This is a genomic window from Fibrobacter sp. UWR4, from assembly GCF_003149045.1.
GTDB lineage: Bacteria > Fibrobacterota > Fibrobacteria > Fibrobacterales > Fibrobacteraceae > Fibrobacter.
Genome location: NZ_QGDU01000003.1, coordinates 117,832 through 137,833 on the forward strand (window position 1 = coordinate 117,832; position 20,002 = coordinate 137,833).

The following is a 20,002-nucleotide window of genomic DNA, read 5'->3' on the forward strand; positions in this document are numbered from 1 at the left end:
AAAAATGAACTATTGCACGCTAGAGGACATTAGGGGCCATGTGCCGGATGCTCGTTTGGTAGAAGTGACGGATGACCTCACACCAAACGCCGATGGGGAAATCAAGCAGGATATCGTGGGAAAGGCCATCGAGGAAAGTTCCACCCTGATTGATGCCTACATTGGAAAACGCTACAGGCTTCCACTTCCTAGTGTCCCTAGCGTGCTCCGTTCTGTTTGCGTTGACTTGAGTATCTACAATCTCTACGAAAGAATTACGGAAATGAACATTTCCGAAGGGATGAAGCTCAGGTATAACAATGCTATCGCTCTGTTGAAGCGAATTGCCGATGGCGAAGCATCCATTGGCCTGGAAGATGGTAATAAGGCTGAAGAAGCCGGATTTAAGGTTATGGGTACCAATACGCCCGCCATGTTTACTCTTGAATCCATGAGTTCCTTATGACCAATTCCGATATCGAAATAAAGATTCTTGAACTTTTTTGTTCTGACAAGACGGGTCCTTTCAAGGCTGTAGATGTTCAAAGGATTCTGCCCGCTCTTGTGCGCCCTGGCATGGCTGTAGCCGTCATGTCCGGCGAATACGAGGTTCCGGATAATTCCGGGATCATCAAGGAGACTGCAAAGGTTGTCGTTTCCGTTGTTGTCAAGAATGTGGCTACCGAAAGCGAACGCAGAAAGACTATGCACCCTGCGGTAAGCTATGTGGTGCGAAAGCTGCACAATAACGACCTTGGCCTGGACATTGAACCTCTTGAAGCCAAAGGCTGGCGTGAGGTTACCGATGAAAATTACTTGTCCGAAGGCGTGATGGTGTGCGAAATTGACTTTAGAACGAGCATCGATGTTCATACCGAAGAATCCGAAAAGGAATATCGCGTGCTTGAATCCATCATGAGCAGCTTCACGGAAGGTGAAGAAACTGTTCTTGAAGGTGAAGTGGATTTTAACAAAATGGGGTAAACCATGACGATCAAAACCAATATCCCGGAAACCAAGATTCCGGGTTCCTACACCGAGTACAACTACTACGCAGGCCCTAACGGCCTCCCGGCAAACGTCCAGAAGATTCTTCTGATTGGTGACGTGTCGGAAGAAGGCTCGCTCGAAGCGAACAAGCCTACTGCAGTATATACTGAGGTGGAAGCCTTGAACCTTGCCGGTGCAGGCTCCGTGCTGCATCAGATGTACCAGGCGGCAAAGAATGCCTGGAAGTATGCCCAGATTACCCTGCTTCGCCATAGCGCGGTTGCTGGCAGCAAGGCCCTCTGGAAGATTGCCGTCGAAAATCCTGAAGGCAAGGACGGTGCAACCGCTGCAGGTTCTGTAAGCGTTTTCTACAACAAGAGCCGCGTCTCTGTGGGTGTCGCCGTTGGTGATTCTGCAGAAACTGTCGCCGCAAACCTCGTTCTTGCCGTGAATGCTGACACTTCCGCGCCGTTTGTCGCGTCTGCTGACGAAGGCGAAGTCACCCTTACCGCCAAGAGCAACGGTGCCTACATTTCTGCCGCGAAGGGTGGTGTGAAGGTTTCCGTTTCCACCAAGGGTACAGACATTGCCGTTGGTGAACCTGACCTTACCGCTGGCGTTGGCGAAGTGGATATCAAGTCTGCTCTCAAGGCAGCTTTCCCGGAACGCTACCACCTTATTGCCTTGCCTGTGTGCGATGCCGATAACTTGACCCTGCTCAAGGATCATCTTATGGATGCAGCCGCCCCGCTTGAACAGCGTGGCCAGCGCGGTATTGCCGCCGTCGTGGTGGACGGTGTGAATGCCGCCACCTCCATTGCGAAGGCCAAGAACTGTGAACGCCTCCATATTGCAGCCGTGAAGAACTCCATTCCGTCTGCCGCCTGGGAAATTTCTGCTGCTCTTGCCGCTGTATTTGCAAGCAACTCCCAGCCGAATGTTCCCATGAACGATGCTCCTATTTCCGGTCTTGGCATCCCTGATACCAATGACAAGTGGAGCGGCGAAGAACAGGACGGTCTTTTGAACGGTGGTGTGATTCCCCTGATCGAAGAAGAAAGCACCCTCTGCATCGTGCGTGCTGTGACCACTTGCAGCATGAAGAATGGTGTCCGATTTGAAAAGCTGGTCGATACTGGCGTTATCGCGACTCTTGACTACTTCCGTGATTCCATCCTTGCAATGCACAAGATCAAGTACAAGAACCAGGTTATCCACGAACTTCTCCCGGATGCCCTCAACGAAGACAATATCGCGACCGCTCGCCAGCTTGAAAAGGCTCAGCTGCTCCGCTTTATTGATCGTTACGAATCTGCTTTCCGTGTGGAAGAATCTACCGACATTCCGGGCCGTCTGATCTGCCAGATTCCTGCCCCTGTCGTTCCTGGTCTCAACCAGATTTACTCCACCATTGACCTTTATCTCAACTAGGAGCTGATATATGGCTAAAATCTCCCATTGCACCGTTCTTGTCAACGGCAAAAAGTACACCGGCATTTCGAAATTCAAGGAAAAGGAAGTCGAATTTAAGGCAGAAGTCGATACCATGGATGGGACTTCCGTGGTTGATATTCCGAGGAAGCACGGCTTTGAAATGACCTACATTCCGGATAAGGGTGCCGACCTTGACGTGTTTTCTGCCGAATTTGACGGAAACGCAACCGTCATCGTTCAGTATACTGGCGGCAAGAAGGTGACTTATACCGGGTGTAGCCTTTTGAAGGAAACTCCGAATGAACTTGACGGCAAGACCGCCAAGGAATATGCCCTTGACTTCCACGCCGAAGATCGTAAGGACAGCTGATGAACGAATTTGTGAAGAACATTCGCGAAGCTTCCGACGAAAGCGCCGATGAAATCATTGAGCAGATCAAGGCGTCCCATAAGGTGAGCCGTGTCATTGGGTGGCCGGGTCATGAGGATATCAAGGTCGAAATGCGTCTCTTGAACATGTCTGAATGCCGCCAGGCCAAAATTGACAATCAGCTGGAGTTCAAGAAGGCTGGCATTGAACTTTCTGTCGCCAACCTTGCCGATTATAGGGAAGGGGAAGTAGTCCATGGCTTGTGGCGCGCTTGCTACAATCCTGCTACAGGTGAAAGGATTTTCCGTAATGCAGAAGACTTGCGTAAATCTTGCACCCCCGAAGAATTGCTGTACCTCTCTGGAGAGTTCAATGGTTTTGTTGAGGAACAGGACCCGAATATCAACAAGTTGAGCGATGAAGACTTTGAATCTTTGAAGGAACTGCTAAAAAAAACGCCGGACCAGATTCAATTGAAAGTCACAAACTTGCCTTTAGCCTGGAGGCTTCTGCATACTTTGGTTGCCCAGCAACCCAAATAACCGATGCCCAGTGGCTCCTGGTCTTTGCGCTTAAGGGGCTTCTGGGCAAATCTACCACACCTAAGGACGACGGGGACTTCGCCATTGTCGACAACAAGTGAACTTACACTAAGGATTGGGGCAGACCCAGCCAAGCTTCAGAATGGCCTTTCCAGGTCAACTAAGGCTGTGGATAATTTTGCCACAAGGGCCAAGGCGAGCATTAGCAGGCTTGGCGGTGCAATAAACGGTGTTGCCGACAAGCTGGTGACCCCGTTCAATTCGCTCCTGCTTGGTGGTGGTATCGGTATGGCCATGAAGAACGTGGGAGACCTTTCTCAGTCCCTCATGTACTATGGAATGGCAGCGAAAAAGAGCGACGCGGACACAAGGGCGTTCCGCGAATCGCTTCACAATATGGCCGTGCAGACTGGTGTTGACGCAAACACCATTCTCGCGGGCGTTTCTCGCATCGGTGAAATTACCGGTGATTTTGACTTTTCTGAACAAATGGGAGCAACCCTGGCAAAGGCGGCTAAGGCTTCTGGCGCTTCTGTTGAAGAACTTGCAAGTGTTGCTTCATCCATGAAGGTTTCTATGGGTTGGGGCGCGGAACAGATTTCACAGGCGTTCAATTCCCTCATTATCCAGGGTGACCAAGGTTCATATACCCTTCAAAAGTTTGCTGGAGAAGGTAAGGCCTTGCTCGCCGCCTCTTCTTCTTTTGGCATTAAGTCTGCTGATCAGTTTGCAAATTTTGGCGCATACCTTCAGGTAATGAACGCCCAGATCAAGAGCGAAGCTGAACTTACTACATCGGTTTCTTCCCTGTTTAGCGAACTGATTGCCAAGGCTAAAGACCTTAAAAAGATCGGCGTAAAGGTTTTCGACAAGAATGGCGAACTGAACGATTTTGATGTGATCATGCACCAGCTCATGGAAAAGACCGATGGAAACATCAAAAAACTCGGTCCGATGTTTGGTGCGTCATCTATCAAGGCTTTGCAGCCTGTTATGGCTGAATACAAAAATGGTTGGAAAACTCTTGATGCCATTACTAAAAGTGGCCAGGAAGGAATGACCAATACAAGCGCCCTTGATGAACGCTTCAAGAAGACTGCAAACGATTTTAATACGAATGTCGAAAAGATGAAGGCCGTGGCTGTACAGTTTGCCGATGTCAACCTTGCAGGCCCTGTCCAGAAGCTTTCCGATGTGCTTAAATACCTATCTGATCATCAGGGTTTGGTAACGGCTGGATTCAAGGCCATGACCGTTGCAGCCCTCGCTCTTGGTGCTGTGAAACTTGGTGGCCTGGTAAACCAGGTTAGAGCTTTTGGTGCCGAAATGAAGGGTCTTTGGACCGGCAAGGGGACAAAGGGTGGCTCCGATGCTGTAGGCGGTGCGGTAAGTGCCGCCGCAGTCCAGAAGGTGTTTGTGGTCAATATGGGCCAGGGTGGCATGGGTAACCCCAACTACTACATGGACGATGACGACGTTCCGGCAAGGAATGCCGCGAATACAAAGCAGGTAGTGGCAAACACCAGGGAACAGGGGCGCTTTGGCAGGGCCCTTTCCGGGGCAAGGTCTGGCCTTAACAAGCTTGGCGGCTCCGCTCTTGGCATGGGTGCCTTGACGGCTGCAACAGGCTGGGCTGTAGGTAAAATCTATGAATTTGGCGACGCTTGCGTGGAGTTGTACAACACCAACAAAGAAATGAAGGCAAAACGCGATGAAATCCAGGCTCAGGGCAACAAGACCATAGAAGATAAATATGGCTATGAAGCCGCCTACTGGGCTAAACAGAAGGATATCGCCTTCAATGCCATGCAAGATGAACTGAACAGCCTTTTTTATGTCAATGAAGCGAAGGTGAACAGACTCCAGAAAGAAATGGATGCCGCATCCGAAAAGATGAAGGAAGCTGTGAAAAAGAACAAGGAACGCAAGGAGACCGTAGTCGATAACAAGACTTACATGGAAATGCTTGCGCCTAAAATCGAACTTCCGCCGCAAAATCAAAGTTTCAACATCAACATCATCGGTGGCGAAAAGGCTGTTGTAGAAACATCTGGTAAGGGCGTAAAGCCGCCTACCGTCAAGGTGAAGAACACTCCAAGTTTGGGTAAATGATGGCAGAAGGCGTTGAATCTACACTCGGTCCTTGGACTTTAAGTCTCGTATCTATAGGGGATGACATTAGTCATACCCTTTCCGAAACTACATATCCGTATAAAAACGGTGCCGATATCGAGGATATGGGCGTTGATCCTGAGACGTTCAAGTTTTCCTGTGTCATCAAGAATAAGGACTACGAGGACAATTTTGTCCAGATAAGAAACTGGTTCTTGTCCTATTTTCCAAGCCCTATTGAGCTCGTGCACCCTGAACACGGCGTTGTTGAAGGATATCCACGAAACGCATCTTTTAGCGAAGATCGCCGTAGAAAGTTTGCAGAGTTCACTTTTGAGTTCGTTGTAGCGGGAATCCAGCCGGAAACCCAAAACTACACGGACCCTTACGAATCCAACCTCGAAGAGGCTACCGCCTGCAATGAAGAAGCCATGGCCGCTATTGCGGAATCCATGCAGCAGGCTGGAGTTCCCGACGTGGAAGGCGAAGACTGGTCGCTTCTTGACAAGTGGGGCGAGCTTGGCGATGCCGCCAGGGCTTTTGCATCCGCAGTCAATCAAGGCCTTGGGCAGGTTCTTGGCGTTATCGAAAGCGTCAAGGCCCCTCTTGATGCCATTAGCGCCACTATTGATTACCTTGATACGCTTTCCGGAACCCTTACAAGAGCTTTCCAGGAATGCTTGGATTCTTTCACTGGTCTTGCAAGGCGAATTGATGATCATACCAGCTCAAAGGCTTCCATAAGTACCTTGGTTACCAGCGCTACCGAAATGCTTGGCAATGTAGCCGGTATGCCAGCAACCGTTTATGGGTGCTTTGCCACGCTCGCAGCTGCTACAATATCTACAGAAGCGGGAAGACTCATTTCTGAGGATGAAAAGCGCCTTGGCGAAAGCATGGCCCGCGAAAATGTCGTTGTCGATGATGTGGAAGGCCGTAGCCTTAGCAAGCCTAGCGCCCCTGTTCTTGTGTCCCCGCAGGATATGGAAGACTCTCTTGCCATGGCTCGCGAGTTCGTCCAGAAGGTTCTTCCGGTGTCTTCTAGCCCCGACCGCCTCAAGAAACAGGTTGCAACATTATCCGAAGCTGTACTCCGCATCAAGATGGAGTACATGACAACAAAGAAAATTGAGGTGACTCACGAAACCCCGCTCCACAAGATCGCTGTTGATAACGGGCTATCTTACCAGGCTGCAGAAAGACTGTGCGCCTTAAACAATGTCAAGAATCCAACATTCATGATTGGGGAGGTACTTGTCTATGAATCGTGATGAAGTGCTTCTCACCGTCAAGAATGCTAGGGTTGACAAGTTCATCAGCTACAGCATTGAAGCTGACCTGTTCTCCCCGGAAGGTTCATTTTCCTTTGAATGCGACAGTCAATACGACATTAACGAGGGCGATCTCTGTGAAATCTACGTGAATCGTGTTGTTGTGCTTACTGGAATTGTCCTTACTACCAGGAGAACTCTTTCCAAGCAGGGAGGCCCCCGATTCAGTGTCGAGGGTAAGTCCACGGCCTGGCTTTTGTCCAACACAAGCGTTACCAAATTTGGGGCATTGCCCAAGACTTTGCCTGGTTTGGCAGAAAAACTTGTCCGGGATATTCCGTTTATCAGCAAGAAGGATTTCGTGTATAATTCCGGGGCTTCCAAGGATAGAATTAAGCGGCAATATGTCGAGGTCTCTCCCGGGGATTCCGTATTCGATGTGATCAAGAAAGCGGCCAATTCCCAGGGCTACTTGTTCTGGGTTTCTCCGGAGGGCCAGTTCGTTTTTGACAAGCCTTTGGCCCGTGGTTCCGCCAATTTCCATATCCACGCCTTTGAAGATGTGTCCGAAATGGACTATATCGAGGGTTCTGTAACAAAGTCTATTGAAAACGGCCATTCCGAAATAAGAATTGTCGGGGAATCCCAATCCGATAACGATATCAAGTACACGAAATGTACCGTGCAAAACGGCGATTATCCCTTCAAGATGCCCCTTGTCGCCAACTGGAACGAGAACGAAGGCCCTGCCAAAAAGACGGCTGAGTTGCAACTTGCTACCGAAAAGGCCCAGGCTATCCAGCTGGAATATACCGTTGCAGGGCATTCCCAGAACGGAAACAACTGGACCATCAATCAGTTCTGCGATGTGCAGGATGATTTCAATGGGGCAAATGACAATTACCTGATCGTGTCCAGGACATTCACCCTTTCCCGCCAGGAAGGAAAAAGGACCCGCCTTACGCTCCAGCCCGGAGGTGTTATATGATGAAATTCTTTACAAGCATTGTTGAAAGCTGCAAGGATGTTGCCGGAAAACTCCGAAACCTCACGGCAAAAGCCAATGACATTGAATTTGAAGACCGTCAGCTGATGCAGCAATTCGGTTTTATCAGCATTCCTCGCAAAGGTGACCGCGTGCTGTTGCTTCAATTTGGCAATGTGGTTATTGCCGTTGCGTCCGATAGTGCCGATAGGCCTGCCGTCAACGAAGGCGAAACAGCCCTTTACAGGGAAAAGGAACATTACATCATCCTTAAGGACGATGGAACCATAGCTATCAAGGCAAGCGGTGGCGTTGACATCGATGGCGACCTTCGCGTAACAGGTGATGTCCAGGATAAGTCTGGAACCCTGGACCGTTTGCGTCAGAACTACAACAAGCACACCCATGTTGGCAACCTTGGTGCGCCTACTTCACCTACAACCGATGCTCAGGATATGTAATGCTAGACCTTGATACTTTAAGTAACGAGTTTGAACGCATCGTAAAGGGTGCTGACGGCAAAAAGAATGTGGCTCCCGACCTTGCCAAGGCCTACAACAAGTATGCCAAGGGCGGGACTATTGCTGGTGCTGTTCTTACTGCCGGTGGTGATGTTTCCCTGCTTGAAAGCGACTTTACCACGGATAATACCGAGGCAACCATAACCAACATGGCAGCTAAAATTTGCGCCTTCTGGGATGGAGTCCCAAAACCAGGAGTGCCGTCCCACGGTGGAACAGTTGTGGTCTCTGTGGCCCCGACATTCTCCTTGATGACCGTTGCCGTAGCTGCTGCTATTAAAAGTTGCATCACTGACAAGACCGTTGAAAAGCCCTATAAAACGCTTTTTAAGGCCATTGAAAACGTGCTAAAAACCGCCACGGTAACCATTACAGAAACCATGCCCACGACACCGCCAAGCCCTGGCACTTTCCCGGAGACCCTTTCATGACATTTGAAGACATCAAGCAAGAAGTCGAGCTTTCTCTTACGGTTGCAAAAGGTTCTTTCTTCAAGAAGCCGGAGTTTGGTCATAGATTCAAGGAACTTTTAAAGGCTGTCGCTTCTGAAAATACCAGGATAAGGGCAGTCAAATACGCAGAAGAAGCCCTTCAGTGGCTTCTCGATATCAAGCACCTTAAGTCTGTAGAAGCATTCGCGAGCTATGATAGCGCAGATAGGTTGCTTATCAACGTAGAATGCGTTGCCTATACAGGCAAGACCATCACTTTTAGCCGCTTTGTGGAGGTTGGCAATGTCCGTAACAGTTGATGAAATCCTTCAGAGGATGATTGTCGATGCCAAGAACTTTAACCCTACGATCAACATTACGCAGGGAACCGATACCTACATCCGTTTTGCGTGCGCGGCATCTGCAATCTGGGGACTCTACAAGCAGACCGATTGGACCCTCAATCAGATTTTCCCCACGTCCATGAGCGTGGAAAGCCTCAAGAGATTCGCTGCAGATCGCGGTCAAAATGTCGAAGGGCTTACTCCAAGCGAACTTTTGACGTTCATCCTGTCCTATATCCGTAAGCCAGCAAGCGGCGGAAAACCTTTTGACTTTGAACGATGGGCACTCGAAGCCACCAGTGTCGGCAAGACCGTGGAACTTCAGGAATCCATGATCAGCGGCGATGTTTATGAGCTTCATGCCTCCGAGCTGCTGAATCCCCATGTCGATACCGTGGGCTTTGAACTGAGAACATCCGATGTCGAGAAGTACATCGTTGTGGATTTGGGCGACCCTACACCCCTTATTGGTGTAGGTCTTGGCTTCAGTACATCCAGAAAAGCCGTTCTGAATGTCTATGGAGACGATGGCGAAGACGCATTCATCAAGATTGGCGAAGTGGATGTTGCGCATGGATGGTGCCAGCTTAATTTCTCGAAACTTGAGGTCTCCAAGCTTAAAATTGAGCTCCAGTATATTGATGGTCTTGAGGATTGGCAACAGGAAACTCTTAACCACATCAAGTGTACCGGACTTGAAATTTATGGTGAAAGCGACGATGTAGAGGCGGCTGCAACAGCCAAATGCCTCAAGAATTACAACGGCGTGGGAACCGCAATGATCCTTGTAACTCCGCTCAACTTGTCTATGCGTTGTTGCGAGGCAATCCGCGCTAAATGCGAGGAAGAGGGGCCTGTAGCACCCCGGGAAATCTATGTCAATGTCCCGGAAGAAATCACGGTTGACTTAAGGATTGCCGTACCGGGGCTTCCGTCCTTGGATGTTGAATCCTTTACAAAATCCGTCAAGAAGTATTTTGCCGAACTTTCTCCGGGCAAAACCCTCATTCCGGCACAAATCGTTGTGCTTGCCATTCAAAACGGCGCGACTTTTGCCCGCGTCTATGGAAGTTTCAACGGCAGCGCTGAAGAAGAACTTACCGACATCGTGACCTGCAAGGAAACCGAAGTATTTACCCTTGGCGAAATGGTTGTAGAATGATTGACCCAAACAAAAGCCCCCATTTCAAGGCTCTAAAGCAGCTGTACCCGCTCCAAATGGATGCGGAGGAATATGCCGTTGCCCTGGAACTTGATAGAGCCTTGGCGTATGCAGACGAAGCCTATAACGAAATTTCGCCGTCTTCAGCAGTTCGCACCCTGGCAATGTGGGAAAAGCTGTATGAACTTGACGGTACCGGCACCATCGAGGATAGGCGGCAAGCCTTGCTTGCCAAGTATAACCTGGATTCAGGAATTGCCGAAAAGCATTATAAGGCCTTGGCGCTCCTTATGGGCTACAATGTGACCATCATACCGCCGAAAAGGCTATTCAGGGTAGGCGTTTCCCATTTAGGTGAACCAATGTTCGACCCCGACGAACAGTACACCTGGACGGTTGTCTGTGGGCAGATGCTTAACGAAATACTGCCTCTTGTGAACGCCTTTGAAGATAACAAGATTCCTTTCACCACAATTCGTTGGGAAGTGACAAAGCTTGCTGCCTTCGAACTTGAAGACGGAAGTCTGCTTGAACTTGAAAATGGACGTGTCTTTGTGCTTGAAAACAGCGCCGAAAACGCCTCCGCATTGATGCTTGAAGATGGCCGCGTCTTTGAACTTGAAAATGGTAAAATCTTTATCCTGGAGTAAAAAAATGGAAAAAAGAGTATGGAAATCTGGTGAATCGCTCCCGCCAGAAGTCATTAACGAACTTATGAAACTCTCCTTTGACAAGAAGGAAGACGAGGTTGGCTATCTGCCGTTGCCTGGTGATTATAGCCAAAAAGTAGAGACTTTCAAAACATCTAACGGCTCTGTGGATCTTTCGAAAGCGAAAAGCAGCGTAGTCATTATTGAACACGAAGGTAGCCCGACATCATTGCAGCCGGTAACAGTCAATGTCAATAATGTATCTACCGCCAAGGTGATTTTCTTTGTTCCTCGTGGTGCTGATTATCCGGTAACACTATCCTTGCCCTTGACTTCTAATCTCAGAAAAGAAGTCAGCATCAAGGAAGGAAACTCGGCTCTACTGACCTGGTATAGTTACGGAGCTTCTTATGTATGGCGCTGGTACGAATTCCAGAAGGAACCTATCTACACGCCATCGGCACATGACTTCACTATTCATAATTCTGAAGGTGATCATGTGACTGTTGATTCAGGTGCATCCTGGGTTGAAATTACATCTAGTGACCTTATCAAGGTTAAAAACGGGATTGTTGATTTAACGGTTCAGTTTGTTATCGACTACACTCAGCAAAACTTTGGTGGAACCTTCCATCTCCAGATATATGACGAATCTGGTAAAAAATCCGTTATTGAAAAGGAACTTTACAAAGCCAGTATCTATGGGGATGCAGGAGAAAAAAAAGTGCTTATGACATGCCGCTTTGCTTTTGTTTCGGAAGGTTCTAAGAAATACAGCATTCGAGCCGCATTGCATACTTATGGAAGTTCTATCGACATTAGTAATGTCAACGTAACAGGCACATGGATTAATCAATAAAAAGAGGTGAAATATGGCAAACGAAGCAATTATTACTTCAAGAACTTTCTCGCTTGGCGAGGTTGATTCTATTGAAGCTCGCAAAAAACATTACAACGCCATCGTAAGTATCTTGAACTCGTCCAAGCGAGTTGATCTCGGTGGTATTTCCGTTACATCTGATATTGCGGATGATTTTAGCCCGGAAAGCACGTACTCTGCAGGCGATTTCGTCTTCCACGAGGGCGAACTTTTCCGTGCAAAGGAAGCAAACGGCCCCGGGGAATTTGTCTCCGCATCCTGGGAAAAGAGCAATATCACCAAGGATGCTCTGCAGTGTTATTTTGCATCGGGCAGCTTGGGCGAAAATCCTGATTTGACCAGGATAAAGAAGCTCTTTATCGCCAATATCGATGGTTCTGTAGCGGTATTCTGGACTGATGATGGTGTTGAAAATGTCCTTGGCGGCCAGCTCATCCCTCCGGAATTTTTCTCGGAAGAGAATGCAGGCAAGGCAGTTGTTATCAATGAAGCTGGTACTGGGTTGGAACTTGCCGGTCCCTTCGCATCCAAGGAATATGTCGATGGTATTGTCGGCGAAGTTGAAACACAGCTCTCTGAACTGTAGGGGAATATATGTCGATTCAAAATGAAATTACAAGACTCCAGGGTGTAAAATCCAACATTCTGGCCGCCATTGAAGCAAAAAACGTTATCGTTCCTCCGGGAGCAGCTCTCGCGGATTGTCCCGACCTGATTGCAGCAATCACCGGTGGCGGTGGTGGCGGCGAAGTGGGCGTGTACGCAAAGCAAATTGTCGGCGAAAGTGGAATAAAGGTTGTTGATGAAAACGGCTATGTCGGGCTTGTTGTAAACAAGTATTTTTCGCACAATGGGGCTGCATACGCAGGTAATTATGCTATTGTGGTAGAAGGTGCTGACTTTTCTAGTCAGGGGCTTGGCCGAGTTACTTTCGTTGAATATGGAACGCTTGAAATTGGTGGACTTGAATATCGGACTGTGACCATCGGCAATCAAACATGGATGGCCGAAAATCTGCAACTCAATGTTCCAAACTCCTGGTTCTACAATAACGACGAAGCTACTTATGGACGCAATGGAAAGAACTATGGTCGTCTGTATCTTTGGGACGCTGCTATGGGCATATCTGTGGCAGGGTGGCATTTACCTACGGCTGCTGAATGGGATCAACTTGCTAACGCGATTGGAGGATCTGGAAGTGCAGGAACAAAGCTTAAATCAACTACAGATTGGTCTAGCGGTAACGGTACCGACAATTACGGCTTTTCTGTTATCCCTGCTGGCCGCCGGGGCTCGGGCTCCTTCAGCAATTTAGGCAGCTACGCGAACTTCTGGACGGCCTCAGAGAACTCATCTTCTAATGCCTACTACCGTTACTTCAATGCGGGCGCGTCGGTGTATTCGGACAACTACAATAAGACTAGCAACGCCTACTCTGTTCGTCTCGTCAAGGATTCCTAGTGAGCCTGGCGAAGCCAGAGCGAACGGGACCGGAGCGCCGAAGGCGCACGGTCCTAAAATTTGCCTAAATTTATTAAGCAGCATAACCCCCTCTAACCGCAAGGCTGCGAAGCAGCCTTGCGAAAATTTTTTTTTATGAATACAGAAGACATACTGAAATTTGAAAATAACGATGGGAATGAAGTCCATCTAGTGCGGGACCGCCTTTTTTGGCAAGCATGGGAACATTCAGCGTTCCTTTTTTCCAAATATTTCCTCAAATATCAACCACACCATAAATTCATTCAAAAAGTCGCCAAAGACCTTGTCTATCTGGGTTTTCCAAAAAATGTTTTGAGTGATTTGCAGCTCACATCAAAACAAAAGGGATTTGTATATGAAGTTATTGACGACGACCATATCGTAATCAGGAATGTTCCTAATGTGGATGGATATGACGAATGGAAATCAGGTGTTTTGTCAATTCCGAAATCTACGGATCAGCCTAAAAAAGAGTCTAAAAGTACACCAAAAGAGCAGAAAAAAGAAGCTAAAACATCGGAATATCTTCTTTATAGGCTAGTATTTGATTTCACTGTATATTCCTCTAATCTAGTCCCAAAGATCAACAGAATATATCGTTTTCCTATCGGAGAACGCCTTTTAAACGCTCTGGTAGATGTCACAGAGCACGTATATTTGTACATTAACCATGTCAATAAACTTGATTGCGATAGCCTGGTGCAGTCGCTTCTCCGAATCCGCCTAGATTTTAGGCTTCTTAACGAGCTTCACCAGGTTAGCCTTAATCAGTGGATGTTTGTAAACCAAAAAATAGAGGAAATACTTAAAATTGTATCGCCAGAATCCCTGCGTTCAAGGACTCAGGGAGTGAGCAATGAGGAATCCAGTATTCTGCCCGCCACATCTGGTAACGGATGAAGGGTTCACACCGCTTAAAAAATCCATTAAAAGCCTTTTTTAAGCTTTATTAAATGAATACTACGTCGTACAGGCTTTTCTGTTTTCCCTGCTGGCAACCGGAACTCGGGCTCCTTCAACAATTTAGGCAGCAACGCGAACTTCTGGACGGCCTCAGAGAACTCATCTTCTAATGCCTACAACCGTAACTTCAATACGGGCGCGTCGATGAATTCGAACAACAACAATAAGACTAGCAACGCCTACTCTGTTCGTCTCGTCAAGGACTCCTCAGAGGGCACCCTTACGGTGCCCTCTATTTATCCTTTATTATATAGATCGTATAGGCAGGCCCGAAAAAACAAAAGGAATACCAAAAGCCAGCTTAAATTTGAACTTGCCCTTGAAACAAACCTTCTTAAATTAGCCAATGAGCTTGTAAGCCGCTCCTATGATTTGTCTCCTTCAGTGTGCTTCATCAACGAAACCCCTGTAAAAAGAGAAGTCGTTGCCGCTGATTTTAGAGACAGGGTTGTTCACCATCTTCTTTGTTCCTGGTTGTTTCCCATATTTGAACGCCAGTTTATTCATGATTCTTATAGTTGCAGAAAAGGTAAAGGAACTCTTTTGGGGATCAACCGTGTAAGGGGCTTTTTAAGAGCCGCTAGTGCCGATTTTCACAAGGACTGCTGGGTTCTTAGGCTCGATGTCAAAGGCTTCTTTATGAGCATTAATAAGGCACTACTATATAATTTAATCATAGAAGGATTAAACAAGGCCAAGTGGGAAGGTGTCCCTGATATAGGTTTATGTGATTTCCTGATAAAAATGATAGTGTTTGCCATGCCATTGGAAACAGCAATGTTTAGAAGTCCACCAGAAGCCTGGGATGATCTGCCAAAGGATAAAACACTTAAATACGCTGGAGAATCCAAAGGACTTCCGATAGGAAACTTGACTTCACAGCTTTTTGGTAACATCTATATGAATAAATTGGATCAATTTGTTAAAAGGACCCTAAAAATCCGGTATTATGGTCGTTATGTGGACGATATGGTTCTTATTTCTGACAATAAGGAAATTCTTATAGATGCCATTGATAAAATACGGCAATTTCTACAAAATGAATTAAAACTCACCCTTCACCCGCTAAAAATAAACCTACAGCCAGCTGCATACGGCTTTGATTTCCTTGGTGTTCATATATTGCCGTACCGTGTATATCCGGGGACTCGTTTGCGCAAAAACTGCAAATCAGCAATCCAAAATCCTGTTCCAAACCTGGAGAAACAGAAATTAAGGGTCGGTAGCTATGAGGGAACGTTTAAACATCTTAATGGTACGCGTAAATTGCAGAGCTTATCGATGATTCAAAGGCGATTTAACAAGCTTTAAATGTCGCGTTAATTCCCTTTAAAAACAGCAAAGGGTAAACCGTTTTGGTTTACCCTTTTGTCATTTTTCTCTCACGAAAGGTGCTTTCTTTTCTCATTCAAAGTGCGCCGTTATAAAGGAAGTGGATCTCCGTCCCAAGTTCTATAACTACGACATGGTGGAAAACTTCCTCATGAGCGACAACAATCCCAAGGATGACTATGAAGGTTCCGACTTTATTGTCGATGGTTATGCCTCTGACCGCTTCTCCATGGATGCAAATGTTGGTGAACGCCTTGAAATGGACTATGAGGGTGATTCCGTTGGAAAGATTCGCGAAAGCCAGGTGATGTACGGCGTTGTAGCTAAGGATCAGGCTTTTGCCGATGCTAAGGTCCTGCAGATTATGAACTTGTTTCCTGCAGGTAGCCGTGAATGCAAATTCCTGGAAAAGTGGTTGGAAATGGAACGTACTGGTGAAAAGGTGAATCAGACTACTGTTTCCCAAAACCTCCATTTAAACGAAAAGCAGCCCGTCAAGAACCATCGTCATAGAGGTTCCAAGTTGATGAAGGGTGTTCTTGAAGCTATTGCGAAGTCTGGTGTAACCATCAACAGCCTCTGTGCTTAATTCTGGAGGGATCGTACCATGAAGAATCAAACCCTGTTTTCCGTCATTCTGTCCATTTTCGTGGCATCCGTTTTTTCCCATTCTTACGAGGGTTATCCTGCTTCGGATGAATCCGCTCTTGTTGATACCCTTGAATTTTATGGTCCTCTCTCGGAAATCTACGATGGGATAAATAGTCGTTTCTTTGATGCGTCTGATACGGTGAGTGCATTCTTTGTAGGTGAGCTGATGGAGGGTAAGATGGCAAACGGATTTGCCGAAGTTCGTTTTGCAGGAACTCATGTCACCTATTTAGGAGGTGTCGTTGATGGCGTGATGCAAGATGACACTGTATACCCACAATGTTTAAATCCTACCCAAATGTTGTCCCAAGTTTACATTTAGGCGGTTTTGGGAGAATTTGCGCTTGAACTGACCCTGCTTGACTGCGGTTTGACTGCGGATGGTCATATGAATTAAGCCGTCGCTTTTATTGCGTGTAGCGGGGGGAAAGATGAGTTACCAGATGAAAAGGTACGAGGACCTTGATATTACGGACAATTTCATGTTCGCCAAGGTTTTTAGCAATGAGGATGTAGCCAAGGATTTTCTGCAGGATGTTCTCAAGATCACCATCGACAAGATTTCCGTAGTTGGCGAGGCTACTGCTCAGGAGGATCTCTTCCACAAGAGCGTACGTTTTGACGTGGCCGTGAAGGAAGAAATCGCTGATGAGTCGGGCGTGTCTAGGCCGGGCCGCTATTTTGATATCGAGCTTCAGATGGTCGATACTGGCGAACTTCCCAAGCGCGCACGCTATTACCAGGGCATGTGCGATTTGGATGTCCTTGCCAAGGGCGTGAATTACACAATGCTTCAGGAACAGTATATTCTGTTCATCTGTCCGGAGGATATTTTCGACGAGGGACTGCCGGTATACAGGTTCCAGAACCGCGAGGAATCTGACCCGAGCATTTTGATGGGGGACCTCTGCTACAAGAATTTTTATATTTTCAGTAAGCATAGTGAAATCGCTGATGAAGCTACTCGTGAATACATGCAGTATTTTGCAACGAAGCAGGGTTCATCCAGCAAGATGAAGCATATTCAGGATCTTGTGGAAAAGTACCGCAGGGATCCCGTAGCAAAGAAGGCGTATATGACCCTGGAACAGGAACTCGACATTCGGTATAAGAAGGGCCGTGAAGAAGGCCGCAAGGACAAGGCTCTTGAAATGGCTAGGGCTATGCTCGCCAAGGGTAAGCCTGTTAGCGAAATTATTGAGTTTACCGGTCTCTCTGAGGAAGAAGTCAAGGCTCTTCAAAAAAATCATAATCTTGGTTGACAAGCTTCACTTGGTGGCTGATAAAGTAAGTGAACGCGGGTGATTTTGCTCGCTTACTTTTTAGAGGAACTTATGTGCAGTTTGTTCAATGTCACTAATCACACGATTACTAGAGATCAGTTTGATGACGCTGCGGTTAGCCTTGGCGTAATGGAAGAGGTTTTGCCTCCTGAAGAAATCCGTACTTTGTGGGGGAATGTCCCTCCGGAAATTGATTCCGTAAAGGATTACGTTTTCCCTGTGTTGTACTGGCTTTCGTCTCATTTGGAACCTACGGATATTGTTTGGGTCCAGGGGGAATGGGGCTCTACTCTTGCCGTTGTAGAATGGTGCCGTGCTCGAGGTGTAAAGTGTGTCTATGCTACGACGACTCGTATTGCTCAGGAAATCCATACGGATAAGGGTGTGCAAATGACGCATACGTTTAAGCACGTCCGGTTCCGGGATTATTATGAAGTCAAGCCTCGTTTTCCTAGGACGTGTTAAAGACTGATTTTTTCTACCTTTCCCCACATGCCAATTTTATCAGCTCAGAACATTCTTTTGCGTCTTGGCGGGGCCGCCCCGCTTCTGGATGGTGTTTCCTTCGATGTGGAAGCGGGTGACCGTATTTGCCTGGTGGGCCGCAATGGGGAAGGCAAGTCTACGCTCCTTAAGGTTCTGACTGGCGAGATGGAGTTTAATTCCGGCGACATTGTCCGCCGTTCGGGAATGCGGGTCAGCCGCATGATCCAGGAAATTCCTGACCATATTGATGGTACTGTCCGCGATATCGTGATGGGAAAAGTCGCTGCAGGTAGTTCCGCCGGGTGGACGGGCGCTAGGGATGGTTCCGCAGACGATGGCCATCATGACTCCGCGGCGGAAGCGATCCTTGGCAAGACAGGCATTGATGCGGACGCTCAATACGACAGCCTGAGTGGTGGCCAGAAGCGTCGGGTGCTTTTCGCCCGTGCGGTGGCCGAGGATCCGGACCTGCTTTTGCTGGATGAACCGACCAACCATCTGGATATTCCTGCCATTCAGTGGCTGGAGGGTATCGTTACCCGTCTGAATTGCGCCGTGATGTTCGTAAGCCACGACCGCTCCTTTGTCCGTCGCGTGGCTACCCGTATTTTTGAACTGGACCGCGGCCGTGTCCGCAGTTGGGATTTCCCTTACGATAAGTTCGTCCAGTTCCGTGACCAGGCTTTAGCAGAAGAAGAAAAGGCAAATGCCCTCTTTGACAAGCGCTTGGCCGAAGAAGAGGTCTGGATCCGTAAGGGTATCCAGGCTCGCCGTACTCGTAACGAGGGCCGTGTCCGCGCCCTCATCAAGATGCGCCAGGAACGTGCCGAACGTCGCACCCGCACGGGAAATGTGAACATGCAGATTACGGAGGCGGAACGTTCCGGCCGTATGGTGGCCCGCCTGACCAATGTGTCCTATAGCTATTCCGCGGGCGGCCAACCCGACGCAACATCCAGCGTTTCCCAGCTTTTAATCAACAACTTTTCTACGGAAGTTTCCCGCGGCGACCGTATCGGTATTGTGGGACCTAACGGTTCCGGCAAGACGACGCTCCTGAAGTTGATTCTGGGAGAATTGACTCCCGACCAGGGTGAGGTTCGTCTGGGGACCAATCTTGAAATTGCCTACTTTGACCAGATGCGCACTCGCCTGCGTGAAGACAAGTCCCTGGTGGAAAACATCGGCGATGGTCAGGCCTATATTACCCTGAATGGCGTCAAGCGTCATGTGCTGAGCTATCTGCAGGACTTCCTGTTCAGTGCGGATCGTGCCCGGGGCCCCATTAGCGCCTTGTCCGGCGGAGAACGGAACCGCTTGCTGCTGGCCTGCCTGTTCAGCCATCCTAGTAATGTGCTGGTTCTGGACGAACCTACCAACGACCTGGACATGGAAACTCTGGACCTTCTGGCGGAACTGCTGGCGGAGTATAAGGGAACGGTCCTTACGGTGAGTCACGACCGCGCCTTCCTGGATTCCGTCGCCACGAGCATTTTTGCAATTGAGGAAGATGGAAACATCTTTGAAGCTGTAGGCGGCTATAGTGACTACGAAGCGGGCAAGAAGAACCGTGACAAGGAAGCTGCTAGTGCTGCGAAAACCGTTGCAGGCGGAAACAATTCCGGTTCTTCAAAATCCGTGACTAGCGCTCCTGCAAAAAAGAAAAAGCGAAGCTACAATGAGGAGCGTGAATACGCGACACTTCCGGATACTATTGAGAAGCTGGAAGGTGAAATCGCCGCTTGTCAGGAAGAACTTTGCAAACCGGAAGTCTGTACCAATGCCGCCCGTATCGTGGAACTGCAGAAGGAAATTTCCGATCGTGAGGCGGCCCTGGAAAAGGCCTACGAACGTTACGAGGAACTGGACTCCCTGGGTTAAAAGTCTTGCCGAGGTCTATCGGCGTCGGCGACCATCGCAAAATAACACGAAAATTGAGCATTTTTGGTTCCGACCGTATCCAATCCCCCTTGTAGGAGGGGGTACGCTTTTCTTATAATTAGTATAGATTAAGGTGTATTGGAATTGTGAGGTTAATAGGCTCTTCATCAACATGTGTGGGTGGCTTCGCCACCCTTTTTTGTTGACTTTCGCCTAAATTAAACAAAAAATGGGCTATTTTCTAAAATTTAAT

Annotated in this window: 23 protein-coding genes; all 23 read left to right on the top strand. The window is 48.1% G+C overall.

Going from position 1 to position 20,002, the window contains the following annotated elements:
• Positions 1-4: 4 nt before the first annotated feature.
• Positions 5-445, top strand: coding sequence for a gp436 family protein (locus tag BGX12_RS02300; RefSeq protein ID WP_109734476.1), 441 nt, complete (start codon positions 5-7; stop codon positions 443-445).
• Positions 442-963 carry a hypothetical protein gene (locus tag BGX12_RS02305; protein WP_109734477.1) on the top strand — a complete coding sequence of 174 codons (522 nt, stop codon included), beginning with the start codon at positions 442-444 and terminating at the stop codon, positions 961-963. The genes BGX12_RS02300 and BGX12_RS02305 overlap by 4 nt, the downstream gene beginning before the upstream one ends.
• A gap of 3 nt (positions 964-966) precedes the next feature.
• Positions 967-2,400, top strand: coding sequence for a phage tail sheath subtilisin-like domain-containing protein (locus BGX12_RS02310; protein WP_109734478.1), 1,434 nt, complete (start codon positions 967-969; stop codon positions 2,398-2,400).
• 10 nt (positions 2,401-2,410) lie between these two features.
• The gene (locus tag BGX12_RS02315) at positions 2,411-2,773 is read left to right on the top strand and encodes a hypothetical protein (RefSeq protein WP_109734479.1); all 363 of its coding nucleotides are present in this window, start codon (positions 2,411-2,413) and stop codon (positions 2,771-2,773) included.
• Entirely contained in the window at positions 2,773-3,315 is a 543-nt protein-coding gene (locus BGX12_RS02320) for a hypothetical protein (protein ID WP_109734480.1), read from the top strand. The genes BGX12_RS02315 and BGX12_RS02320 overlap by 1 nt, the downstream gene beginning before the upstream one ends.
• Before the next feature lie 84 nt (positions 3,316-3,399).
• Positions 3,400-5,427, top strand: a complete 2,028-nt coding sequence (locus BGX12_RS02325) for a phage tail tape measure protein (RefSeq protein ID WP_158278144.1) — start codon at positions 3,400-3,402, stop codon at positions 5,425-5,427.
• Complete coding sequence (locus tag BGX12_RS02330; protein WP_109734482.1) at positions 5,424-6,698, top strand: DNA circularization N-terminal domain-containing protein; 1,275 nt, start codon at positions 5,424-5,426, stop codon at positions 6,696-6,698. Before BGX12_RS02325 ends, BGX12_RS02330 begins: the two co-directional genes overlap by 4 nt.
• A complete protein-coding gene (locus tag BGX12_RS02335; protein WP_109734483.1) occupies positions 6,688-7,686 on the top strand; it encodes a phage baseplate assembly protein in 999 nt (332 codons plus the stop codon). Before BGX12_RS02330 ends, BGX12_RS02335 begins: the two co-directional genes overlap by 11 nt.
• Entirely contained in the window at positions 7,683-8,144 is a 462-nt protein-coding gene (locus tag BGX12_RS02340) for a phage baseplate assembly protein (protein ID WP_109734484.1), read from the top strand. The genes BGX12_RS02335 and BGX12_RS02340 overlap by 4 nt, the downstream gene beginning before the upstream one ends.
• The gene (locus tag BGX12_RS02345; protein ID WP_109734485.1) at positions 8,144-8,635 is read left to right on the top strand and encodes a hypothetical protein; all 492 of its coding nucleotides are present in this window, start codon (positions 8,144-8,146) and stop codon (positions 8,633-8,635) included. The genes BGX12_RS02340 and BGX12_RS02345 overlap by 1 nt, the downstream gene beginning before the upstream one ends.
• Positions 8,632-8,955: a phage GP46 family protein gene (locus BGX12_RS02350; protein WP_101479410.1), complete on the top strand. Its 324-nt coding sequence runs from the start codon at positions 8,632-8,634 to the stop codon at positions 8,953-8,955. The genes BGX12_RS02345 and BGX12_RS02350 overlap by 4 nt, the downstream gene beginning before the upstream one ends.
• On the top strand, positions 8,939-10,141 hold the full coding sequence (locus BGX12_RS02355; RefSeq protein ID WP_109734486.1) for a baseplate J/gp47 family protein: 1,203 nt from the start codon (positions 8,939-8,941) through the stop codon (positions 10,139-10,141). The genes BGX12_RS02350 and BGX12_RS02355 overlap by 17 nt, the downstream gene beginning before the upstream one ends.
• A complete protein-coding gene (locus tag BGX12_RS02360; RefSeq protein WP_109734487.1) occupies positions 10,138-10,791 on the top strand; it encodes a putative phage tail protein in 654 nt (217 codons plus the stop codon). The genes BGX12_RS02355 and BGX12_RS02360 overlap by 4 nt, the downstream gene beginning before the upstream one ends.
• 4 nt (positions 10,792-10,795) lie before the next feature.
• Positions 10,796-11,650, top strand: coding sequence for a hypothetical protein (locus BGX12_RS02365; RefSeq protein WP_109734488.1), 855 nt, complete (start codon positions 10,796-10,798; stop codon positions 11,648-11,650).
• 13 nt (positions 11,651-11,663) lie between these two features.
• Complete coding sequence (locus tag BGX12_RS02370; RefSeq protein ID WP_109734489.1) at positions 11,664-12,257, top strand: hypothetical protein; 594 nt, start codon at positions 11,664-11,666, stop codon at positions 12,255-12,257.
• 8 nt (positions 12,258-12,265) lie between these two features.
• Positions 12,266-13,132 carry a fibrobacter succinogenes major paralogous domain-containing protein gene (locus BGX12_RS02375; RefSeq protein ID WP_109734490.1) on the top strand — a complete coding sequence of 289 codons (867 nt, stop codon included), beginning with the start codon at positions 12,266-12,268 and terminating at the stop codon, positions 13,130-13,132.
• A gap of 135 nt (positions 13,133-13,267) precedes the next feature.
• Positions 13,268-14,053: a hypothetical protein gene (locus tag BGX12_RS02380; RefSeq protein WP_109734491.1), complete on the top strand. Its 786-nt coding sequence runs from the start codon at positions 13,268-13,270 to the stop codon at positions 14,051-14,053.
• 57 nt (positions 14,054-14,110) lie between these two features.
• Complete coding sequence (locus tag BGX12_RS02385; RefSeq protein ID WP_255416854.1) at positions 14,111-15,427, top strand: reverse transcriptase domain-containing protein; 1,317 nt, start codon at positions 14,111-14,113, stop codon at positions 15,425-15,427.
• Positions 15,428-15,548: 121 nt separating this feature from the next.
• Entirely contained in the window at positions 15,549-16,037 is a 489-nt protein-coding gene (locus tag BGX12_RS02390) for a hypothetical protein (RefSeq protein WP_109734492.1), read from the top strand.
• An 18-nt stretch (positions 16,038-16,055) separates the two neighbouring features.
• Positions 16,056-16,421 (top strand): hypothetical protein, encoded by a 366-nt coding sequence (locus tag BGX12_RS02395; protein ID WP_109734493.1) that lies wholly within the window; start codon positions 16,056-16,058, stop codon positions 16,419-16,421.
• Between the two features lie 109 nt (positions 16,422-16,530).
• Entirely contained in the window at positions 16,531-17,361 is an 831-nt protein-coding gene (locus BGX12_RS02400; protein WP_109734494.1) for an Rpn family recombination-promoting nuclease/putative transposase, read from the top strand.
• 72 nt (positions 17,362-17,433) lie between these two features.
• Positions 17,434-17,847 carry a CRISPR-associated protein Csx20 gene (gene csx20 / locus BGX12_RS02405; RefSeq protein ID WP_109734495.1) on the top strand — a complete coding sequence of 138 codons (414 nt, stop codon included), beginning with the start codon at positions 17,434-17,436 and terminating at the stop codon, positions 17,845-17,847.
• A 27-nt stretch (positions 17,848-17,874) separates the two neighbouring features.
• Positions 17,875-19,749 carry an ATP-binding cassette domain-containing protein gene (locus BGX12_RS02410; protein WP_109734496.1) on the top strand — a complete coding sequence of 625 codons (1,875 nt, stop codon included), beginning with the start codon at positions 17,875-17,877 and terminating at the stop codon, positions 19,747-19,749.
• The last annotated feature ends 253 nt before the right edge of the window (positions 19,750-20,002 follow it).

What these genes read in the sequence shown, in the direction of transcription:
- BGX12_RS02300 (WP_109734476.1), top strand. Translation starts at nt 5, where the DNA reads ATGAACTATTGCACGCTAGAGGACATTAGGGGCCATGTGCCGGATGCT.
- BGX12_RS02305 (WP_109734477.1), top strand. Translation starts at nt 442, where the DNA reads ATGACCAATTCCGATATCGAAATAAAGATTCTTGAACTTTTTTGTTCT.
- BGX12_RS02310 (WP_109734478.1), top strand. Translation starts at nt 967, where the DNA reads ATGACGATCAAAACCAATATCCCGGAAACCAAGATTCCGGGTTCCTAC.
- BGX12_RS02315 (WP_109734479.1), top strand. Translation starts at nt 2,411, where the DNA reads ATGGCTAAAATCTCCCATTGCACCGTTCTTGTCAACGGCAAAAAGTAC.
- BGX12_RS02320 (WP_109734480.1), top strand. Translation starts at nt 2,773, where the DNA reads ATGAACGAATTTGTGAAGAACATTCGCGAAGCTTCCGACGAAAGCGCC.
- BGX12_RS02330 (WP_109734482.1), top strand. Translation starts at nt 5,424, where the DNA reads ATGATGGCAGAAGGCGTTGAATCTACACTCGGTCCTTGGACTTTAAGT.
- BGX12_RS02335 (WP_109734483.1), top strand. Translation starts at nt 6,688, where the DNA reads ATGAATCGTGATGAAGTGCTTCTCACCGTCAAGAATGCTAGGGTTGAC.
- BGX12_RS02340 (WP_109734484.1), top strand. Translation starts at nt 7,683, where the DNA reads ATGATGAAATTCTTTACAAGCATTGTTGAAAGCTGCAAGGATGTTGCC.
- BGX12_RS02345 (WP_109734485.1), top strand. Translation starts at nt 8,144, where the DNA reads ATGCTAGACCTTGATACTTTAAGTAACGAGTTTGAACGCATCGTAAAG.
- BGX12_RS02350 (WP_101479410.1), top strand. Translation starts at nt 8,632, where the DNA reads ATGACATTTGAAGACATCAAGCAAGAAGTCGAGCTTTCTCTTACGGTT.
- BGX12_RS02355 (WP_109734486.1), top strand. Translation starts at nt 8,939, where the DNA reads ATGTCCGTAACAGTTGATGAAATCCTTCAGAGGATGATTGTCGATGCC.
- BGX12_RS02360 (WP_109734487.1), top strand. Translation starts at nt 10,138, where the DNA reads ATGATTGACCCAAACAAAAGCCCCCATTTCAAGGCTCTAAAGCAGCTG.
- BGX12_RS02365 (WP_109734488.1), top strand. Translation starts at nt 10,796, where the DNA reads ATGGAAAAAAGAGTATGGAAATCTGGTGAATCGCTCCCGCCAGAAGTC.
- BGX12_RS02370 (WP_109734489.1), top strand. Translation starts at nt 11,664, where the DNA reads ATGGCAAACGAAGCAATTATTACTTCAAGAACTTTCTCGCTTGGCGAG.
- BGX12_RS02375 (WP_109734490.1), top strand. Translation starts at nt 12,266, where the DNA reads ATGTCGATTCAAAATGAAATTACAAGACTCCAGGGTGTAAAATCCAAC.
- BGX12_RS02380 (WP_109734491.1), top strand. Translation starts at nt 13,268, where the DNA reads ATGAATACAGAAGACATACTGAAATTTGAAAATAACGATGGGAATGAA.
- BGX12_RS02395 (WP_109734493.1), top strand. Translation starts at nt 16,056, where the DNA reads ATGAAGAATCAAACCCTGTTTTCCGTCATTCTGTCCATTTTCGTGGCA.
- BGX12_RS02400 (WP_109734494.1), top strand. Translation starts at nt 16,531, where the DNA reads ATGAGTTACCAGATGAAAAGGTACGAGGACCTTGATATTACGGACAAT.
- csx20 (WP_109734495.1), top strand. Translation starts at nt 17,434, where the DNA reads ATGTGCAGTTTGTTCAATGTCACTAATCACACGATTACTAGAGATCAG.
- BGX12_RS02410 (WP_109734496.1), top strand. Translation starts at nt 17,875, where the DNA reads ATGCCAATTTTATCAGCTCAGAACATTCTTTTGCGTCTTGGCGGGGCC.